This is a genomic window from Bacillus sp. EU52, from assembly GCF_037964975.1.
In the GTDB taxonomy this organism is placed as follows: domain Bacteria; phylum Bacillota; class Bacilli; order Bacillales; family Bacillaceae; genus Bacillus; species Bacillus subtilis.
Genome location: NZ_CP150177.1, coordinates 3,303,070 through 3,321,409 on the forward strand (window position 1 = coordinate 3,303,070; position 18,340 = coordinate 3,321,409).

The window sequence follows — 18,340 nt, forward strand, 5'->3', positions numbered from 1 at the left end:
TCCTGTTGATTACCAATCGAGCTTCTCTAAAAATTCATACACATCCTGATGGACGAGGTCACGTTCTTTGTCGAGTGTAATGACATGCCCTGATTCCTCGTACCATTTCAGCTGTTTATCATCAGTTTCCACTTCGTTGTAAATAATATTGGCGCTTTCGGTATTAATCATGTGGTCATGACGGGCCTGCACCACAAATGTCGGTGAATAAATCATATCGACATTATTCCGCACATCAGCAATTAAGTCTTGCAGCGCCTTGAGGGTATTCATCGGCGTTTTTTCGAATTCTTTCATTTCCTCTTCAATTTGCTCCGGGCTTTTCCCCTCAAACTTTTTGTAATTGCGAGCGTATGAAAGAACGCCTTGATACATGACCTCTTCACTCTTAATATGCATCGGTGCGCACATTGGGACAATTCCCTTTATGGGTACAGTGTAACCCAATTTCAGCGAAAAAACCCCGCCAAGCGACAGTCCGCAGGCCGCAATGCTCTCATAGCCTTCAGATTTTAAGTATTCATAGCCATCCATTACGTTTTTCCACCAGTCTTCGGGCCCCGTATGTACAAGTTCTTCAGGCGGGACGCCATGTCCTTCATATTGAGGCGCGTGGCACGTATAGCCGCGTTCATTCAAATATCGTCCCAGCATCCTTACATCCGCTGTATTGCCTGTAAAGCCGTGCAGCAAAAGCACCGCTTTGTCTCCGCCTTTAAATGTAAATGGTTTTGGTGTCACAACTTTCATGCTCATGTCTCCCTTTCTATCTGCACGATCATTATAGTTTTCCACAGTTTAATCAGAAAAAAACGTTTTGAATATCATCCAGAAACGTGAAAAAGGCCTGACTTCACATCAGACCTTATACAAACATTGCCCTATAGGATATAAGCAAGCGCAATCGTTAACACGAAAAACAAGACTGCCAGCACTACCGTAATGCGGTGCAAAATTAAATCAAGACCTCTTGCTTTTTGTTTCCCGAAGAGCTGCTCCGCTCCACCTGAAATCGCACCAGATAATCCGGCGCTTTTACTGGATTGAAGCAAAACGACAATAATAAGTGCAATGCTGACGATAACCAACAAGGTAATCAAAACTGCGTGCATCCCATACACCTCCAGACTCACTGGCTACATTACTTCTATTTTACATGAAAAGGGTTGGCATGTCACGCTGTATCAGACGCCAAAAGGCCGGATAAGACGTTTTATCTTGGTTACCCTATTCATATGAAAAGGTCAAAGGAGAAAAGCGATGCCGCTTATCAGCATAGACAGCAGGAAACATCTTTTTTATGAAGAATATGGACAGGGAATCCCTATCATTTTTATCCACCCGCCGGGCATGGGACGCAAGGTTTTTTATTATCAGCGCCTTCTATCCAAGCATTTCAGGGTGATTTTTCCCGATTTAAGCGGCCACGGTGATAGTGATCATATCGATCAGCCAGCGTCTATTTCCTATTACGCAAACGAGATCGCGCAATTCATGGACGCTTTGGATATTGATAAAGCTGTGTTATTCGGGTATTCTGCCGGAGGCTTAATCGCGCAGCATACCGGCTTCACCCGCCCCGACAAAGTGTCACACCTTATTCTGTCCGGCGCCTACCCCGCTGTTCATAACGTAATCGGCCAGAAGCTGCACAAACTGGGAATGTATCTGCTTGAAAAAAACCCCGGTTTGCTCATGAAAATCCTCGCTGGCAGCCACACAAAAGACAGACAGCTTCGCAGCATATTAACAGACCATATGAAAAAAGCAGACCTGGCCCATTGGCATCAGTATTATCTGGATTCGCTTGGCTACAACTGCATTGAACAGCTGCCCCGCCTAGAAATGCCAATGCTGTTTATGTATGGCGGCCTGCGGGACTGGACCTTTACAAACGCAGGCTATTACCGAAGATCGTGCAGACATGCCGAATTTTTCAGATTGGAATATCAGGGACATCAATTGCCGACAAAACAATGGAAAACGTGCAATGAGCTGGTGACAGGGTTTGTGCTGACACATCATTCATAGGAATAGAAAACGCTTGGCTTCCTTGCGTTTTTTGTTACTTTATTGACTTTTGTCAACAAAATCATAGTAAAAAAGATCCTCAAATTTCAAATTAAAATAGTGAAGCATTTTACCAATCACAAGCTGCCCCGGCCTTCTTTCTCCATTCAGCACGCGGCTCAGTGTGGCGGGTGAGACTCCGATTTCCAGCGCAAGCTGATTAAGGGAATAATCGTTATTAACCATATACTGCAAGACATAATCACGTCTAATCTGTATCTTTTCTACTGGCACTTTCCTCACCTTCCATTCCTGAAAAACTTTTTTCTATACTTTTACATTACGGCTTATGTTAACTTTTGTCAATACATTTCCAGTCTACCTATTCCCTTTAGTCAATAAACATACTAAAATATGAGTAACAGTGAGGGACGGGGTGAGATATATGGAAAGCTTTGGCGAACAATTACGGGCATTGCGTGAAGAGAGAAAGTTAACAGTCAACCAGCTGGCGACTTATTCAGGCGTAAGCGCGGCCGGCATCTCCAGAATCGAAAACGGAAAACGGGGCGTTCCCAAACCTGCCACCATCAAAAAACTGGCAGAGGCCTTAAAAATTCCTTATGAGGGGCTTATGTATAAGGCTGGTTACATCGAAGAAGTGCATGAAGCCAAGGCCCCTTACGAAACGAAGTGCAAGCTGCTCGAAAAAGCGGAGGCCTATGACCTGAAAAACCTTGCGCTTCTTGAGAACGAAAAATGGCAATATCTCAATAAAGAAGATTTGCTCATGCTGGATCATTATTTTTCGTTTATTTCAGACGAAGCCAAAAAACGGTCTGCTGATGACTGACTCTTGATAGAAATGTGAGGCGATAGACCATGTCACCGTTCGGACAGCAATTACGGGAGCTGCGCCGCGCCCGCAAACTGACAGTGAATCAGCTTGCGGTGTACTCAGGCATCAGCTCGGCCACCATTTCAAAAATTGAAAACGGCAAACGCGGGACGCCAAAACCCGCCACGATTAAAAAACTGGCAGCCGTCCTGAAAGTGCCGTACGAAAACCTAATGGCCGCCGCAGGCCATATTCAGGCCTTTCCTGAAGAAATCCGCGAAGCATCAGAAAGCTATCAATCCGTTTATGAAATTTACCAGACGGCTGTCACGCGCGGAGCGGAGCACCTCCCGATTTTCAATAGTCAAAAATGGGAACATCTCTCAAAGCAGGATATTGAAAATCTCAGCAAATACTTCGATTTTTTGTCTTCAGAAGCAAAAAAACGCGCCTCTTCCTCATAATCCCCTGTTTCTCTTTCTATATTTTATCAATCACGCTTGCATACCCTCCCTCGTTATTTGCGTTATAATAGTGACAGACGAGGTGAAAAGTATGAACCAATCAGAAATGTGCCCTAGATTTGAAAAAGCAGTCGACATCTTAAGTAAACGCTGGGTCGCTTTAATCGTATTTCAGCTCTTGAACGGGTCTCAGCGATTTAGCGAAATTGAAGCAGCACTTCCAAATCTAAGCGGCAGAGTTCTGTCAGAACGGCTGAAAGAACTTGAGCTTGAAGGAGTAGTGAAGCGGGATGTCATCCCTGAAACTCCGGTTCGCATCGAATATTCATTGACTGATAAAGGAAAGGCACTGGCACCCATTTTAGGTGAGATTTCTAAATGGGCGACTGAATGGATTGACCCTTCCTTTCTTGACTAATTGCTAAAACGGTTCTGATCTCAAAGACGAGAAAAGAGCCGTTTTTTATTTTTTCCCAGGTAAAAAAACGATTTCTCAGCCGATATATAGTACATCCACACATTACGTTTTTAAAGGAGACCACTATATGCGACTGACGATTTCCCGCAAATTCAGCCTGGTATTTTTGACACTGATCCTGATCAATTTACTTGTAGGCGGAATAGGCGTTCTTAATATGCAGCATATCATTCAAAAAACAGATGAAATCAACACAAAATGGATTGACGGCATCAAAGGAATCACTTCAATTAATTATGTAACCGAGCACCTGTCTTCTAAAGAAAAGGACTTTCTGATTTATACAGACAAAAGCAAAATGGATACACTTGATCAAGAAATGAATCAAATCATGGAAGACATTAACCAAAAGCTCGATAACTACGAAAAAACGATCTCCACTGATAAAGAGCAGAAACTGTTCGAGCAGCTTCAAACTGAAGTGAACACCTATATGGATATTCATGCGCAAATTATCGAAAGCGGCCGCACGAATGACATGGACAAAGCAAGAGGTTTATTGGTTCAGACTGAGGCCAGCTTTGAGGATATGAAAAAAACAATCACTCAGCTTGTTGACTTAAATCAAGAAGGCAGCAACACAGCGGTAAAAGAAACGAAGGCCGTCTATCATAAAGGGCTCATTTACACTGCTTTGCTTGTGGCAGCTTCGATCCTCATCAGCATTTTCATCTGGCTTTATATCACGCGAAACATTGTAAAGCCTATCATTCGCATGAAGGAATCTGCCAATCATATTGCCGAAGGCGATCTGTCGAACGATATGGAGCCGCTCAACTCAAAAGACGAGCTGGGTGATCTGAATGAAGCGCTGCAAAAAATGGTAGGGAATCTGAGAGATATTGTCGGATATTCTAAAGACATATCAAGCCGGGTTCTTTCTTCTTCACAGGTGCTTGCAACCGCAACGAATGAAACAAGATCCGGCAGCAAACATATTACCGAGACGATGAACGAAATGGCTGAGGGCTCTGAACAGCAGGCCCAAGACGCCGTGACGATTGCCGAATCGATGAATGAGTTCACTGAAAGCATTGATAAAGCCTATAATCACGGCATCACCATCAGCGATACGTCTCAAAACGTTCTCGAACTCGCGGTAAGCGGAAACGAAAATATGGCTACGTCATTACAGCAAATGAAAACCATCCATCATATTGTTGAAGAAGCCGTGCATAAAGTGAGATCACTGGAACAGCATTCTCAGGATATCAACAAGCTCGTTCAAGTCATCAACGGAATTGCCGAGCAAACGAATTTGCTGTCCCTTAACGCCGCGATTGAAGCTGCCCGCGCAGGAGAAAGCGGCAAAGGCTTCGCCGTTGTGGCAGAGGAGGTCAGAAAGCTGGCTGACGGCGTTTCTGATTCCGTGCAGGATATTACCCTTATTGTAGGCGGGACACAGGAGGAGATCCACACTGTCATTACGTACTTGGAAAGCAGCTTTACAGAAGTCGAAAAAGGAACGGAAAACCTGACAGACACCGGGCAGGCTATGCGGCATATCAAGCAATCCGTCACTCATGTTGCAGACAGCATTAAGGAAGTAACGGATGGCCTGAAGCAGTTAACAAACCAATCGATTACTATCAATCAATCGATTGAAAATATCGCTTCTGTATCCGAAGAGTCGGCCGCCGGCATTGAAGAAACATTTTCAATAACTGAGCAATCCGCCCATTCGATGGATCAAGTGCTTCTAAATGCTGAAGAGCTTGAGCAGCTGGCCAATGAGCTTAATGAGAAGATGGGTCAGTTTACGATTTAAATAGAAAAAAGAGGCTGGACTCCAGCCTCTTTTTCTATTCTATGCAGCTGATTGAACATGTTTCGCCCCGGTTCTTTTTTTCTTCACCGGACTTAATGCCCGCTCCAGCCAAGCCATGAGCAAATCCGCCCCTACCGCCATCACCGCAGTTGGTATCGCTCCGGCTAGAATAATCGCAGTTCCGTTTGTTGCGTTTGAGCCGCGGACAATCATGTCCCCAAGGCCTCCGGCACCGACAAATGTGCCGATCGCTGTAATTCCGATGGCAATGACGAGAGCCGTGCGAAGGCCCGCCATAATGACAGAAAGTGCGAGCGGGAGCTCAACCATTCTGAGTACTTGGAATTTCGTCATGCCCATTGCTTTTCCCGATTCTAAGTAGGCATGTTCAATACTGATAATGCCTGTGTACGTGTTTCGAATAATCGGCAGCAGGGAATACAGAAATAATGATAGAATCACGGTATTTGCGCCGAGCCCCATAACAAGCATTAAGACGGCCAGCATAGCGAGCGCCGGGATTGTTTGAATAACGTTTGTTACGGCAAACACCCAGGCTGACAAACGGCGAAAATGCGCGATGAGGATTCCGGCCGGAACCCCGACGACAGCGGCAAATAAAACGCCGTAAGCCGACATGAGAAAGTGGCGGCCGAATTCATCCATGACGTAACTGCCATTCTGCGCGTAATACGTCATTAACTGTTCAAGCACGTTCATTGACCTCTTCCCCCTTTCACGATTCGAAGTAGTGATGTTTTTCTAAATATTCCTTGGCAACGACAGACGGTTCTTTGAGATTGCCGTCGACTTCATAGTTAAGCTCCTGCATCGTGGCTGTGTCGATTTTTCCGAGCATTTTCTTGATGATGCCTTCAAGCTCAGGATGTTCTTTGAGCACCTTTTCCGGAACAACCGGAGAGCAGTCGTACGGCGGGAAAAATTGTTTATCATCCTTTAGCATTTTGAGACCATAGGACTTGATTCTTCCATCGGTTGAATACGCAAGCACAATGTCCATTTTTCCGCTTTTCACCGCGTCGTACACAAGGCCGATCTGCATCGGATACGTGCCGCCGAATGTCATGCCGTAGGTTTTCGTAAAATCCTGATAGCCGTTTCCTTTGAGCTTCATCCAATAGTTATCAACGCCCAGCTTTAATTGCGGCGCCCATTTTTTAACGTCTGATACGGTCTCTAAATGGTATTGGTCGGCCAGCTCCTTGCTGACTGTAAAGGCATATGTATTATCAAACCCGTAGGAGTCATACCACTTTAAATCATATCTTTTTTTAAACTCCCGCTGAGTAAGCGCCAGCGCTTTGTCCGGATCTTTTTCAGGTTCCATTCTCAACGTGCCTGTCAGCGCGTCTCCCGTATATCTTGTGGCCGCAATGTCGATTTCCCCGTTCATTAAAGCCTGCTGCTGCACCGCGTTGGAGCCAAGATTTTTAATCGTTGTTGTTTTGAGATCAGTATGGTGTTCGATCAACTGGCCAAGCATGCTGGCGATGATTTCTGATTCGCTCATGCTTTGCGCGCCGATTTTAATGGTCTGGTCTGCAGCAGCGCTGAGACCAGGAAGCGAACAGCCGCTCAGCGTCAGCGTTGCCGCAAGTGCTAAACCTATCATTAATTTGAGATATTTTCTTTTCATGAGCCGCCTCCTTATGACAATTCATTCAATCTCTGCATGCCGGCAGGTGTCAGTTTTCGTCCAGCAACTGCCAGCACATAATCAATCACAATTGCCAATATCGTGACAGGTACCGCGCCCCCGATGATATATTCCGGCTGATATAAATTCAGCCCGATAAAAATGTAATCACCCAATCCGCCGCCTCCGATAAAGGAAGCAAGCGTGGCCCAGCCGATTAAGTAAATCGTCGATGTTCTGATTCCCGCCATGATCACTGGCGCGGCAAGCGGCAGCTCCACCAAGCGGACTTGTTCAGTCGGCGTCATTCCTATGCCTTTACCAGATTCGAGCAGATTTTTGTTGACGCCGCGAATGCCGGTATACGTGTTGCGAAGAATCGGCAATACGGAATAGAAAAACAAAGCCACAATGGCCGGAACCTTCCCTACACCAAGGGGTGGGATAAAAAAAGCGAGGATGGCCAGACTCGGCAGCGTCTGAATGATATTGACAATGCCGATAATGGTGCCGGCTCCTTTTTTCATTCTGGTAAGCACAACCCCGAGGGGGACGGCAACCAGCACGCCTAAGATCACAGCAATGAGCGATATCGTAATATGTTCGTATGTTTTATAAAGAAGCTCGCCCCCATTGGTTTGCAAAAATTGAACAATATGATGCATGACTTATCGCCCCTCCCTATGACAATGCTGCGAGCTGCTTTTCTTCTCCCCAGAGGGAGTCATACACGATGTCGACCAGACTTGCCCTCGTCACAATTCCGATCAGGCGTCGGTCTTCATCCACAACGGGAACATATTTGACACCCCGTTTTAAAATTTTGCGGACCGTGTCGCGCAGCAGTGTGCCGCCCAGTACTGTGTATATATTTTCATGTAAAACCTCACCTATGAGATTGGCCTTTTTCCGGCATTGATCAATGATTTCAACATCGACATAGCCTTGCAGAACGCGCTCGTCATCGACGACCAGCAATGAATCGACCCGTTCCTGCCTCATCAGCTGAATGGCCTCAGAAAGCGTTTTATCCGCGGTGATCGTTACAGGCTGTGTGTTCATAATCTGGTCAACCCGTTCAACATCCGGGCTGGATGACTGAATCAGCCGCTCCTTGCCGATAAATTCCTCAACAAATTCGTCTGCCGGATTTCTTAAAATGTCATCGGGCGTTCCTACTTGAACGATTTCTCCCGCTTTTAAAATCACAATCCGGTCTGCCAGCTTAATCGCTTCATCCATATCGTGGGTAACAAATACGATGGTTTTATGTAAGGTTTTTTGCAGTTTTTTAAATTCTTCCTGGAGGGAATCCCTCGTAATCGGGTCGAGTGCCCCAAACGGTTCATCCATTAAGATAAGCGGCGGCTCCGCGGCAAGTGCCCGTAATACACCAATTCGCTGCTGCTGCCCCCCGCTTAATTCATGAGGGTAACGGTCTACATATTCTGGCCCCATATCGACCAATTTTAAAAGCTCACGCGCCCGCTCTTTCCGCTGCTGCTCCGGCCATTTCAGCAGTTTTGGGACGAGTGAGATATTCTGCTGAATGGTCATATGGGGAAACAGGCCGATCTGCTGAATCACATAGCCAATTTTGCGCCTGAGCTCTACAGGATCCTGGTCCATGATGTTTTCGCCGTCAATGAAAATCTTCCCGGCGGAAGGCTCAATTAATCGGTTAATCATTTTCATTGTTGTCGTTTTTCCGCAGCCGCTCGGCCCGATAAAGCAGATAAATTCGCCTTTTGCAATCTTAAGATTTACGTTGTTCACGGCTTTTTTGCCGCCCTTGTATGTTTTCGAGACATTTTCTAATGTCAGCAAACATCGCACCTCCAAAATTAAGTTTATTCAATTCGTTCAGTTTAAATTTAATTTTTCAGACAATTGAATGCTTCCCATTATAGAATAAAGTTTATAAAATAAAAAGTTTACAATTTGTTCATATTATTTATAAAGTATGTGTAAACGCTGATTTACCCGCATTGACGTGTGTTGATCTCCTTATTGCTCCAATTTCCTGCCAAATTCTCTTTTGACAGCATTTTCGCCGTATCAAAAATGTGGTATATTGACATCGGAATTGTTAGCTGAAAGGATGAAACCGTTGGAGAAAGATCCGTTAACGATCATTGAACAAGCCGAGGACCATTTTATAGAAAGAATCGCGGAAAACATGCATGCATTTGGAATGCCCTCTACCGTCGGACGAGTGCTGGGCATTATTTATATGAATCGAAAACCGATGACGCTTACGGAATTATCTGAGGCCACCGGCATGAGCAAAACACGTATGAGCCAGGTAGTGCGGGAAATGCTTGATGCCAACATTGCCGAGAAGGTATTCGAAAAAGGCGTGCGAAAAGATTTATATGAGGTTGAGCAGGACTACTATCAAACATTTATCACGCTGTTTTCTGCCACCTGGAGCAAAGTCGTCAGCAAAAACAAAATGATGCATAAAAAACTCAATCGGGAGCTGCTTAGCGTGTTGGATGAAGAGCTTACTCCTGAAGCGGAAGAAAAAGTGAATGAACTGCTGAAAGAATTAAAGGAATGGCTTGATTATTATAATTGGCTCAGCCGTTTGATTGAGTTTTTTGAGAGCGAAGAAATTTTTAAATATGTGCCGAAGCCGTAAAAAGTTCCCAAATTCAATTCTGGGGACTTTTTTAAGTCCAATCCAAATGGTTGAATATCAAACTTCAAGAAAACAAACAAAATAATGCATAGTTTACATTAATTTATTCATTATCCATTTTTTGTTGATTATTCTGACTAGCTATTATATAATCTTTTTGAAATGATTATATTAGCTTAGAGGAGGTAATCTATATCAAAAAAAAAGGAATTATAACTGTAATGACTATATGTTTCCTATTATTTTCTTCTTATTACTTTAGTAATATTTCACCTCAGAATCCACTGTTCAAAAAAAATTTTTTGCAACAATTGTCTCCCCAAGGCTTTGGCTTTTATAGTAAAAGCCCTACAGAAGAAAACATTTCATTTCACACAAAAGAAAATTTAAAGTTACCTAATGCACTTCCCAATAATTTTTTTGGGATAAAAAGAGAAGGAAGAGTTCAGGCAATAGAATTAGGCAAAATTGTAGAGAATATCGATCCAAAGAATTGGAAAACTTGTGAAAACAACAACTCCTGCACAAATTTAGAGAAACAAATAAAGCCTATTAAGGTTATAAAAAATGAAGATTATATACATCTTAGCAAAGGAGAATACCTAATATATCGCCAAAAACCACTCTCATGGTATTGGATAGACTTTAAGCAAACTACCTCTTTTGAAAGAAAGGTGCTAAAAATAAAAATAGTATGAAGATATTAAATAGTTTAGAAGGTTATATTGACACCTATAATCCATGGAAAAATACATATGCACTTTTTAGAAGTTTACTTGGTTTCTCAACATTACTAGTACTATTATTCAATAGTACTGATATTTTATTTAGTTATAGTGCAAATAATGTCACATGTGAAAATGTCTATATCCCTACCGCTTTTTGTTTTGCTAAAGAATATAGTATCAATTTTGAGATTATAAGATACTTAATGATTTTTATATTAACCTTAGTGGTTATAGGGTGGAGACCTAGATTTACCGGTTTATTTCACTGGTATATTTGCTATAGTATTCAAACTTCAGCTTTAACTATCGATGGTGGAGAGCAAATTGCAACTGTTCTTTCTTTTCTTATATTACCTGTTACATTATTAGATTCAAGGCGAAATCATTGGAATATAAAGAAAAACAATAATGAATCTTTCACAAAGAAGACAGTATTGTTTTATATAATGACAATAATTAAAATTCAAGTTTTTATCATTTATTTAAACGCAGCTTTAGAGCGATTGAAAAATAAAGAGTGGGCAGAAGGAACAGCAATTTACTATTTCTTTTCTGATCCGGTGTTTGGATTACCTGAATATCAACTTAACTTAATGAATCCACTACTTGAAAGCAATTTTATTGTTGTCATCACTTGGTTAGTAACTATTTTTGAGTTGTTCTTAGCAGCAAGCATAATTTCAAATATCAGAATAAAGAGAATTGCCCTTGTTTTGGGAATATTATTTCATATTGGGATAATATTCAGCATTGGTATTGTAAGTTTTGGCTTGATCATGATATCAGCATTAATTATATATCTGCATCCTGTACAACAAAATATCACTATGAATTGGTGTTCTCCTTTATTTAAATATATATATGTAAAAGGAAAGAGAAATTTCAAAAGAATAGGAGGTGAATCAGTCAAGTTTCTTACAAAATTGTTTCATAGCTAACATTTAGATAATGGAGAAATAACTTAATGGAGGTATAATAATTTGAAAAGTAAATTACTTAGGCTATTGATTGTTTCCATGGTGACGATATTGGTTTTTTCATTAGTAGGACTCTCTAAGGAGTCAAGTACATCTGCTAAAGAAAACCATACATTTTCTGGAGAAGATTACTTTAGAGGACTTTTATTTGGACAAGGGGAAGTTGGTAAATTAATTTCAAACGATTTGGACCCTAAACTCGTAAAAGAGGCAAATAGTACAGAAGGTAAAAAGTTAGTAAATGATGTAGTCAAATTTATAAAAAAAGATCAACCACAATATATGGATGAATTGAAACAATCGATTGACAGCAAAGACCCTAAAAAACTCATTGAAAATATGACCAAAGCAGACCAACTTATCCAAAAATATGCTAAGAAAAATGAAAACGTAAAATACTCTTCTAATAAAGTTACTCCATCTTGTGGGCTTTATGCCGTCTGTGTAGCAGCTGGATATTTATATGTTGTGGGCGTTAACGCAGTTGCATTACAAACGGCTGCCGCAGTAACAACTGCAGTGTGGAAATACGTTGCCAAATATTCCTCTTCAGCTTCTAATAATTCTGATTTAGAAGCGGCTGCTGCAAAAACCCTAAAATTGATTCATCAATAATCCATTATAATTGAGTGTCTTGCGGATTGCTCCGCAAGACACTTTTTCAACGTGAACCGTTTAATTTTTTGTAATAATGATATGAAGCTAGTGTTGAAATAACTAATGCTAGAAGAACTAGCACAATCATAATAAGAATTATATATTCTCCTGTAAAAAATGAAAGAACAGCTATTATAAAACCACACAATACAAGTACTTTAGAGGCAAAGCGATTTCCCAGTTTCCAAACAGTCTCATCTTTTAATGTCCAAGGTGTCCTCAATCCAATAAGATGGTTTTGTTCTGCTAGCTGCATAGAATTTCCACCAATAATTAAAAAGATACCAACACCAAGCCCTATTATTAAATCAATATTCACTTCGTATCCTAAACTTATCAATAGAGTTGAGAGTTGTAAAATATATAAAAGGATTAACATATTATTAGAAGCTAGGAAAAGCAATGCTTTATTTTTTTGTGTAGACTTAATAGTTAACATATAAAAAGTAAGATAATAAATAAGCATAACAACAGGTATAATAAATATTGTTAAAGGTTTAGATACAATTGCAGCCGGTTTATTTCCTGACCATTGTATCGGTATTTCTTCTGGAAGGTATTGATATAATATAATTGAAGTCAAGAAACTCAAACATACAATAATTATGGAAATTATATTTTTCTTCATAAATCGTTATCCCCTTTATTTATAAAGTTAAGCATCCAATTTATTGAGTCTTGAAGTACTGTTGTATTTAGAGAGTAATAAATAAATTGTCCTTTGCGATGGTCACTTATGACTTCCGCTTGCTTTAAAATATTCAAGTGGTGCGAAATACTCGGTTTGCTGATATTAAAATGCTCAGCAATATCTCCCGCAGTCATATCCCCTCCTTTTAACAAATCCAAAATTTTTCTCCTTGTTGGATCTGATATAGCTTTGAAAACATTATTCATAGCGTTTTCTCCTTTACAAAAAAACATTTAGACATTTAGATATTTGTATAAATGTATTATTTCCATTATAACTTGAAATTTTTTTAAAAACAACCTCCAATTGGTTATAATATATGTTTTTGTATTTTATTCAAATAATTGGATAATCCCATTTAAAAAAACCACCTCCGTTGTATTTAAATAGAGGTGGTTTTTCTATCAGCTATAATAAAATTTCCTTTTTTCTTTTTAATCGGGCTTAATGCTCGTTCAAGCCAGCCCATGACCAAATCGGCAATCACCGCCATCAGAGCTGTGGGGATCGCTCCCGCTAATATAATCGCGGTTCCGTTTGTGGCGTTTGATCCCCTGACGATGATGTCCCCGAGACCGCCTGCACCGACAAATGTCCCGATGGCCGTAATGCCGATGGCAATGACAAGCGCGGTGCGCAGGCCGGCCATTATGACCGAAAGCGCAAGCGGAAGCTCGACCATCCGCAGCACTTGAAATTTTGTCATCCCCATTGCTTTTCCGGATTCAAGATAGGCGTGCTCAATACTGATAATCCCTGTATACGTATTTCTGATAATCGGCAGAAGAGAATACAGAAATAATGACAATATCACTGTATTAGCGCCCAGCCCCATGACAAGCATCAGCACGGCAAGCATGGCGAGAGCCGGGATCGTCTGAATGACGTTCGTGACCGCAAAAACCCATCCGCTTAATCTTCTGTATCTGGCTATCAGGATGCCGAGCGGAATTCCAACAATGGCGGCAAATAAAACGCCGTATACCGACATCAGAAAATGGCGGTAAAACTCCTGCAGCACATAACCGCCGTTTTGCGAATAGTATGTGCCAAGCTGCTGTAGTACTTCCATATGATCCACCTCTTTTCTTAGTCAAAATAATGATGTTTCTCTAAAAATTCCTTTGCTACGACAGACGGCTCCTTCAGCTTGCCATCCACTTCATAATTAAGTTCCTGCATCGTTTCCGTGTCGATTTGCCCAATCAGCTTATTGATCACACCTTCAAGCTCCGGATGCGCCTTAAGCACCTTTTCCGGAATCACCGGTGAACAGTCATACGGCGGGAAGAAACGCTTATCATCTTTTAAGATTTTCAAGTCATAGGCTTTAATCCGTCCATCCGTTGAATAAGCCAGAACGGCGTCCATTTTCCCGTTTTTGACTGCGTCATAGACAAGCCCGATCTGCATTGGATAAGTTGTGCCGAATTCAAAGCCATATGTGCTGACAAAGCCTTTATACCCGTCACCTTTTCGTTTCAGCCAAGCATTGTCGACGCCTAATTTATATTGGGAGGCATTTTTTTTCAGGTCGGACACGGTGTTAATATGCTCATTTTCCGCAAACTTTTTTGTTACGGTGAAGGCATACGTGTTATCAAAGCCGTAGGAATCAAACCATTTATAAGAAAAGCGCTTTTGAAACTCGTTCTGCACAATGTTCAGCGCTTTTTTTGGATCTTTCTCCGCTTCCTTGCCGAGGGTGCTTGTTAAATCTGTTCCGGAATAGCGCGTGGCTGAAATATCAATGTCACCGCCCAGCATCGCTTGGTGCTGAACATAGTTTGAGCCGAGGTTTTTCACTAAAGCGGTATTCAAATCTGTATCATGTTCAATAAGCTGCGCGATCATATTCGCTAAAATTTCTGATTCTGTCATGCTTTGCGCCCCGATTTTGATCGTGTCGTCAGAAGCGCCGCCGAGACCCGGCAGAGAGCAGCCGCCTAGCAGCATGACAAAGACGAGAGCAAACGCGCCAAGCCATTTGATTTTTGTCGTTTTCAACAGAGCCAACTCCTTACGAAACTTCCTTCATCCCTTGTAATCCTTTCGGCGTCACCTTTCGTTCTGTCACGGCTAGGACATAATCAATGATAATTGCCAGAATTGTGACAGGCACGGCACCGCCAATGATATATTCAGGCTGGTATAGGTTCAGGCCGATAAAAATATAGTCCCCGAGGCCGCCTCCCCCGATAAACGACGCAAGTGTCGCCCAGCCAATTAGGTAGATCGTTGATGTGCGGATCCCCGCCATGATGATGGGAATTGCCAGCGGAATTTCAACGAGCCGAATCTGCTCCCAGCCTGTCATGCCAATCCCTTTCCCCGATTCCAGGAGGTTTTTATTTACACCTTTAATGCCGGTATACGTATTGCGCAAGATCGGCAGTACCGAATAGAAAAATAAAGCGACAATCGCAGGCACTTTTCCTACGCCGAGAAGCGGAATAAAAAAGGCTAAAATCGCCAGACTCGGCAGGGTTTGCACAATGTTTACGAAACCGATAACCGCACCTGCGCCTTTTTTCATTCTGGTAAGAGCAACGCCGAGCGGCACTGCAACGATAATGCCCAATACAACGGCTATGAGTGAAATATATAAATGCTCTCCTGTTTTATACAGCAGCTCTCCGCCGTTTGTTTGCAAAAAAGTCATCATTTGATTCATCTTAAAAGAGCTCCTCCCCTGGTCAGATCGTCATGAGCTGGTTTTCCTCGTCGCCCCAAATGGAGTCGTACACGATATCAACAAGGCTCGCTCTTGTCACAATCCCTGCTAAATGGTTCTGTTCATCGACGACCGGAACATACTTGATCCCCTGCTTCAAAATTTTTCGGACTGTATCGCGAAGAAGCGCCCCTTTTTGAACGGTATATATATCTGAACGGTATACGTCGCCAACGATGCTTGCTTTTTTGCGGTTTTGATCAATCATTTCCACATCAACATAGCCCTTCAGCACGTTTTGCCGGTCCACAACGAGCAGCGAGTCAACACGTTTTTCTCTCATCAGCTGAATCGCCTGAGAAAGCGTTTTGTCCGCAGATACCGTCACCGGCGTTCTGTTCATCATTTGCTCTACCCGCTCGATATCCGGTCTTGATTGAATCAGGCGCTCTTTCCCGATAAATTCTTCAACAAACTCATTTTCCGGGTTTCGAAGAATCTCATCAGGTGTGCCGACTTGAACGATTTCTCCCGCTTTTAATATCACAATCCTGTCGGCAAGCTTAATCGCTTCATCCATATCGTGGGTTACAAACACAATCGTTTTGTTTAAGGTTCTCTGCAGTTTTTTGAATTCTTCCTGAAGGGAATCACGCGTAATCGGATCAAGCGCTCCGAACGGTTCATCCATTAAAATGAGAGGGGGTTCCGCTGCCAGGGCGCGCAGCACGCCGATTCTCTGCTGCTGTCCGCCGCTGAGCTCATGCGGATAACGGTCTAAATACTCCGGGCCCATATCCACAAGCTTTAACAGCTCGCGCGCCCGTTCTTTCCGTTTTTCCTCAGGCCATTTCAGCAGCTTTGGTACGAGTGAGATGTTCTGCTGGATGGTCATATGGGGGAACAAACCAATCTGCTGAATCACATAGCCGATTTTTCTCCTCAGCTCAACCGGGTCCTGTTCCATAATATTTTCTCCGTCGATAAAGATCCTTCCAGACGATGGTTCTATCAGTCTGTTGATCATCTTCATCGTTGTCGTTTTTCCGCAGCCGCTCGGGCCGATAAAACAGATAAATTCACCTTTGGCAATATCTAAATCAATGCTGTTCACAGCTTTTTTGCCGCCTTTATATACTTTTGACACTTGTTCCAATTTCAGCAATCCGTGCACCTCCGCAGGTTTCCTTTAAATTTTCTGAAAAGTATAATCCTTATTATAGTTTGAACTTTGTAAAATAAAAAGTTTACAATGTGTTGAAATTATATGTTATTTATAGATTATTTATTGTTATGACCGAGACGGAAAGGGTGTTCTTACAATTACGCCGGATACCTCCCACTTCCTCTGCATTCAGCTATTTTCAACACCAGGAAGAAATATGATATATTGACACCATCAATTGCCATTTGAAGGGATGATCAGCTGTGAAAAAAACCGCTCTCGACATCATTGAACATGCTGAAGAGCATCTCATTGAGAAGATTGCCGAAAATATGCATACGTTTGGAATGCCTTCAACTGTCGGACGTGTGCTCGGAATTATTTATATGAATCGAAAACCAATGACCTTAAGCGAGCTCTCTGAGGCAACGGGCATGAGCAAAACACGGATGAGCCAGGTTGTCCGGGAAATGATCGATGCCAATATCGCCGAAAAGGTGTTTGAAAAAGGCGTACGAAAAGACCTTTATGACGTCGAGCAGGATTATTATCAAACCTTCATTTCTTTATTTGCGGCGAATTGGACAAAGGTCGTGAGCAAAAACAAAGTGCTGTATAAAAAATTAAACCGGGAGCTGAGTGATCTTTTACAAAGGGACGGGCTTACCCCGGAAGCGGAAGAGAAAGTCAATCAGCTGCTGAATGAATTAAAAGAATGGCTTCATTACTATGATTGGCTGAGCAGGTTGATTGAATTTTTTGAGAGTGAGGAAGTCTTTCGGTATGTGCCGAAAACAAAAGAATGCAGCTCTCTAAAATAAGAGAGCTGCTTTTTGCATCATGAGGTTAAGACCGGAAACATGCCTTTCAGCCCGGCACCAATCATCCCGACCGCAACCACGGCTAAGATTAATCCCATCAGTCTGGTAATCACATTCATCTCGGTTTTTCCGAGTTTGCTGCTGATAAAAGCAGAATAGTGGAAAAAGAGAAAGGTCAGGGCAATAACGGCGGCTATGCCGATCATGACAGCCACATAATGACCAATGCCGCTATGTCCGGCGGAAAGGCTCATCACTGTTGCAATCGTTCCGGGCCCAGCAATGATCGGAATGGATAAAGGTGTGACTGATATATCCGCTTTTTCCTTGCTTTCCTTATGTTCATCATGGTGAAGAGATTGCACGTGCGATTCTTTCGCATTCAATAGATTATAGGCAATGCCGAAAATGAATATGCCGCCCGCCACTCGGAGCGCGTGAATGTTGATATCAAACAGTTTAAAGATAAGATGACCGAAAACCAAAAAAGCTGCGAGAATAAAAAAGGATAAAATAGCTGCCTTCCGGGCAATCGCTTTTCTTTCCGCTGCAGTATAGCCTTCTGTCAGCGTCAGAAATATCGGTACGTTTCCGATCGGATTCGATACTGCGAATAAAGAAATGAAGACGTGAACGATAAATGAGAACATCATATACCTCCTTGTTGATAGTCTCTGCACAGGAAATAGAATTATTCTCCACCCTTTTACCCGGAGGCGATTTCCCGGTAAACCTTTATAGCCTGTCAGAAACGCGCCATGCTACAAT

General features: G+C 42.4%; 24 protein-coding genes. 10 read left to right on the plus strand and 14 right to left on the minus strand.

Annotated features, from left to right (window positions below; all coding sequences use genetic code 11):
• Positions 1 to 9: 9 nt before the first annotated feature.
• Positions 10 to 750, minus strand: a complete 741-nt coding sequence (locus NSU05_RS16990) for a carboxylesterase (protein ID WP_003242610.1) — start codon at positions 748 to 750, stop codon at positions 10 to 12.
• Positions 751 to 881: 131 nt separating this feature from the next.
• Positions 882 to 1,112: a preprotein translocase subunit SecG gene (secG, locus tag NSU05_RS16995; RefSeq protein ID WP_003220028.1), complete on the minus strand. Its 231-nt coding sequence runs from the start codon at positions 1,110 to 1,112 to the stop codon at positions 882 to 884.
• Positions 1,113 to 1,260: 148 nt separating this feature from the next.
• Between secG and NSU05_RS17000 the strand changes: the two genes are divergently transcribed.
• Entirely contained in the window at positions 1,261 to 2,031 is a 771-nt protein-coding gene (locus NSU05_RS17000) for an alpha/beta hydrolase (RefSeq protein WP_038429635.1), read from the plus strand.
• Positions 2,032 to 2,070: 39 nt separating this feature from the next.
• Here the strand turns inward: NSU05_RS17000 and NSU05_RS17005 are convergent, their stop codons facing one another.
• Positions 2,071 to 2,304 carry a helix-turn-helix transcriptional regulator gene (locus NSU05_RS17005; RefSeq protein WP_009968172.1) on the minus strand — a complete coding sequence of 78 codons (234 nt, stop codon included), beginning with the start codon at positions 2,302 to 2,304 and terminating at the stop codon, positions 2,071 to 2,073.
• A gap of 151 nt (positions 2,305 to 2,455) precedes the next feature.
• Between NSU05_RS17005 and rghR the strand changes: the two genes are divergently transcribed.
• From rghR to NSU05_RS17025, 4 genes are all read left to right on the plus strand, one after another.
• A complete protein-coding gene (gene rghR / locus NSU05_RS17010; RefSeq protein ID WP_014665397.1) occupies positions 2,456 to 2,863 on the plus strand; it encodes a transcriptional repressor RghR in 408 nt (135 codons plus the stop codon).
• A 29-nt stretch (positions 2,864 to 2,892) separates the two neighbouring features.
• Positions 2,893 to 3,312, plus strand: coding sequence for a helix-turn-helix transcriptional regulator (locus NSU05_RS17015; protein WP_014480905.1), 420 nt, complete (start codon positions 2,893 to 2,895; stop codon positions 3,310 to 3,312).
• 91 nt (positions 3,313 to 3,403) lie between these two features.
• On the plus strand, positions 3,404 to 3,730 hold the full coding sequence (gene catR, locus NSU05_RS17020) for a catDE operon transcriptional regulator CatR (protein ID WP_003242888.1): 327 nt from the start codon (positions 3,404 to 3,406) through the stop codon (positions 3,728 to 3,730).
• 127 nt (positions 3,731 to 3,857) lie between these two features.
• Positions 3,858 to 5,558: a methyl-accepting chemotaxis protein gene (locus tag NSU05_RS17025; protein ID WP_038429637.1), complete on the plus strand. Its 1,701-nt coding sequence runs from the start codon at positions 3,858 to 3,860 to the stop codon at positions 5,556 to 5,558.
• A gap of 39 nt (positions 5,559 to 5,597) precedes the next feature.
• On the opposite strand, the gene opuBD is transcribed toward NSU05_RS17025, so the two are convergent.
• From opuBD to opuBA, 4 genes are read right to left on the minus strand one after another with little or no spacing between them, the layout of a single operon-like run.
• Complete coding sequence (gene opuBD / locus NSU05_RS17030) at positions 5,598 to 6,278, minus strand: choline ABC transporter permease OpuBD (protein ID WP_003228374.1); 681 nt, start codon at positions 6,276 to 6,278, stop codon at positions 5,598 to 5,600.
• Between the two features lie 16 nt (positions 6,279 to 6,294).
• Positions 6,295 to 7,215, minus strand: coding sequence for a choline ABC transporter substrate-binding lipoprotein OpuBC (gene opuBC / locus NSU05_RS17035; protein ID WP_038429639.1), 921 nt, complete (start codon positions 7,213 to 7,215; stop codon positions 6,295 to 6,297).
• Positions 7,216 to 7,226: 11 nt separating this feature from the next.
• Positions 7,227 to 7,880, minus strand: a complete 654-nt coding sequence (gene opuBB / locus NSU05_RS17040) for a choline ABC transporter permease OpuBB (RefSeq protein WP_038429641.1) — start codon at positions 7,878 to 7,880, stop codon at positions 7,227 to 7,229.
• Between the two features lie 16 nt (positions 7,881 to 7,896).
• Entirely contained in the window at positions 7,897 to 9,042 is a 1,146-nt protein-coding gene (opuBA, locus tag NSU05_RS17045) for a choline ABC transporter ATP-binding protein OpuBA (protein ID WP_038429643.1), read from the minus strand.
• 283 nt (positions 9,043 to 9,325) lie between these two features.
• Here opuBA and NSU05_RS17050 point away from each other — a divergent pair, with 283 nt between their 5' ends.
• The 4 genes from NSU05_RS17050 to sdpC all read left to right on the plus strand — a co-directional run bounded on the left by NSU05_RS17050 (position 9,326) and on the right by sdpC (position 12,179).
• Positions 9,326 to 9,859: a GbsR/MarR family transcriptional regulator gene (locus NSU05_RS17050; RefSeq protein ID WP_014478002.1), complete on the plus strand. Its 534-nt coding sequence runs from the start codon at positions 9,326 to 9,328 to the stop codon at positions 9,857 to 9,859.
• A gap of 221 nt (positions 9,860 to 10,080) precedes the next feature.
• Positions 10,081 to 10,557 carry a sporulation-delaying system protein SdpA gene (gene sdpA / locus NSU05_RS17055; protein ID WP_009968174.1) on the plus strand — a complete coding sequence of 159 codons (477 nt, stop codon included), beginning with the start codon at positions 10,081 to 10,083 and terminating at the stop codon, positions 10,555 to 10,557.
• Positions 10,554 to 11,525, plus strand: a complete 972-nt coding sequence (gene sdpB / locus NSU05_RS17060; protein ID WP_003228363.1) for a sporulation-delaying protein SdpB — start codon at positions 10,554 to 10,556, stop codon at positions 11,523 to 11,525. Before sdpA ends, sdpB begins: the two co-directional genes overlap by 4 nt.
• A 42-nt stretch (positions 11,526 to 11,567) precedes the next feature.
• Complete coding sequence (sdpC, locus tag NSU05_RS17065; protein WP_003243360.1) at positions 11,568 to 12,179, plus strand: sporulation delaying protein SdpC; 612 nt, start codon at positions 11,568 to 11,570, stop codon at positions 12,177 to 12,179.
• Positions 12,180 to 12,225: 46 nt separating this feature from the next.
• On the opposite strand, the gene sdpI is transcribed toward sdpC, so the two are convergent.
• The 6 genes from sdpI to opuCA form a co-directional block, all read right to left on the minus strand.
• Positions 12,226 to 12,849, minus strand: a complete 624-nt coding sequence (gene sdpI, locus NSU05_RS17070) for an immunity protein SdpI (protein ID WP_038429645.1) — start codon at positions 12,847 to 12,849, stop codon at positions 12,226 to 12,228.
• Positions 12,846 to 13,118, minus strand: a complete 273-nt coding sequence (gene sdpR / locus NSU05_RS17075; RefSeq protein WP_003243541.1) for a sporulation delaying system autorepressor SdpR — start codon at positions 13,116 to 13,118, stop codon at positions 12,846 to 12,848. The genes sdpI and sdpR overlap by 4 nt, the downstream gene beginning before the upstream one ends.
• A 176-nt stretch (positions 13,119 to 13,294) precedes the next feature.
• Entirely contained in the window at positions 13,295 to 13,984 is a 690-nt protein-coding gene (opuCD, locus tag NSU05_RS17080; protein WP_003244403.1) for a glycine betaine/carnitine/choline/choline sulfate ABC transporter permease OpuCD, read from the minus strand.
• A 17-nt stretch (positions 13,985 to 14,001) separates the two neighbouring features.
• Positions 14,002 to 14,868 carry an osmoprotectant ABC transporter substrate-binding lipoprotein OpuCC gene (gene opuCC, locus NSU05_RS17085; RefSeq protein WP_082201019.1) on the minus strand — a complete coding sequence of 289 codons (867 nt, stop codon included), beginning with the start codon at positions 14,866 to 14,868 and terminating at the stop codon, positions 14,002 to 14,004.
• Positions 14,869 to 14,932: 64 nt separating this feature from the next.
• Positions 14,933 to 15,586, minus strand: coding sequence for a glycine betaine/carnitine/choline/choline sulfate ABC transporter permease OpuCB (gene opuCB, locus NSU05_RS17090; protein ID WP_003228349.1), 654 nt, complete (start codon positions 15,584 to 15,586; stop codon positions 14,933 to 14,935).
• A gap of 22 nt (positions 15,587 to 15,608) precedes the next feature.
• Positions 15,609 to 16,751, minus strand: a complete 1,143-nt coding sequence (opuCA, locus tag NSU05_RS17095; RefSeq protein WP_038429648.1) for an osmoprotectant ABC transporter ATP-binding protein OpuCA — start codon at positions 16,749 to 16,751, stop codon at positions 15,609 to 15,611.
• A 263-nt stretch (positions 16,752 to 17,014) separates the two neighbouring features.
• Here opuCA and opcR point away from each other — a divergent pair, with 263 nt between their 5' ends.
• Positions 17,015 to 17,572, plus strand: a complete 558-nt coding sequence (gene opcR / locus NSU05_RS17100) for an opuC operon transcriptional regulator OpcR (RefSeq protein WP_003244093.1) — start codon at positions 17,015 to 17,017, stop codon at positions 17,570 to 17,572.
• A 17-nt stretch (positions 17,573 to 17,589) separates the two neighbouring features.
• On the opposite strand, the gene NSU05_RS17105 is transcribed toward opcR, so the two are convergent.
• On the minus strand, positions 17,590 to 18,225 hold the full coding sequence (locus tag NSU05_RS17105) for an NAAT family transporter (RefSeq protein WP_080262594.1): 636 nt from the start codon (positions 18,223 to 18,225) through the stop codon (positions 17,590 to 17,592).
• Positions 18,226 to 18,340 lie beyond the last annotated feature (115 nt).

What these genes read in the sequence shown, in the direction of transcription:
- opuBB (WP_038429641.1), bottom strand. Translation starts at nt 7,880, where the DNA reads ATGCATCATATTGTTCAATTTTTGCAAACCAATGGGGGCGAGCTTCTT.
- opuCC (WP_082201019.1), bottom strand. Translation starts at nt 14,868, where the DNA reads ATGCTGCTAGGCGGCTGCTCTCTGCCGGGTCTCGGCGGCGCTTCTGAC.
- secG (WP_003220028.1), bottom strand. Translation starts at nt 1,112, where the DNA reads ATGCACGCAGTTTTGATTACCTTGTTGGTTATCGTCAGCATTGCACTT.
- NSU05_RS17105 (WP_080262594.1), bottom strand. Translation starts at nt 18,225, where the DNA reads ATGATGTTCTCATTTATCGTTCACGTCTTCATTTCTTTATTCGCAGTA.
- opuBC (WP_038429639.1), bottom strand. Translation starts at nt 7,215, where the DNA reads ATGAAAAGAAAATATCTCAAATTAATGATAGGTTTAGCACTTGCGGCA.
- NSU05_RS17000 (WP_038429635.1), top strand. Translation starts at nt 1,261, where the DNA reads ATGCCGCTTATCAGCATAGACAGCAGGAAACATCTTTTTTATGAAGAA.
- sdpA (WP_009968174.1), top strand. Translation starts at nt 10,081, where the DNA reads ATGACTATATGTTTCCTATTATTTTCTTCTTATTACTTTAGTAATATT.
- rghR (WP_014665397.1), top strand. Translation starts at nt 2,456, where the DNA reads ATGGAAAGCTTTGGCGAACAATTACGGGCATTGCGTGAAGAGAGAAAG.
- NSU05_RS17025 (WP_038429637.1), top strand. Translation starts at nt 3,858, where the DNA reads ATGCGACTGACGATTTCCCGCAAATTCAGCCTGGTATTTTTGACACTG.
- opuCB (WP_003228349.1), bottom strand. Translation starts at nt 15,586, where the DNA reads ATGAATCAAATGATGACTTTTTTGCAAACAAACGGCGGAGAGCTGCTG.
- NSU05_RS16990 (WP_003242610.1), bottom strand. Translation starts at nt 750, where the DNA reads ATGAAAGTTGTGACACCAAAACCATTTACATTTAAAGGCGGAGACAAA.
- opuBD (WP_003228374.1), bottom strand. Translation starts at nt 6,278, where the DNA reads ATGAACGTGCTTGAACAGTTAATGACGTATTACGCGCAGAATGGCAGT.
- sdpB (WP_003228363.1), top strand. Translation starts at nt 10,554, where the DNA reads ATGAAGATATTAAATAGTTTAGAAGGTTATATTGACACCTATAATCCA.
- NSU05_RS17015 (WP_014480905.1), top strand. Translation starts at nt 2,893, where the DNA reads ATGTCACCGTTCGGACAGCAATTACGGGAGCTGCGCCGCGCCCGCAAA.
- catR (WP_003242888.1), top strand. Translation starts at nt 3,404, where the DNA reads ATGAACCAATCAGAAATGTGCCCTAGATTTGAAAAAGCAGTCGACATC.
- opuCD (WP_003244403.1), bottom strand. Translation starts at nt 13,984, where the DNA reads ATGGAAGTACTACAGCAGCTTGGCACATACTATTCGCAAAACGGCGGT.
- sdpI (WP_038429645.1), bottom strand. Translation starts at nt 12,849, where the DNA reads ATGAAGAAAAATATAATTTCCATAATTATTGTATGTTTGAGTTTCTTG.
- sdpR (WP_003243541.1), bottom strand. Translation starts at nt 13,118, where the DNA reads ATGAATAATGTTTTCAAAGCTATATCAGATCCAACAAGGAGAAAAATT.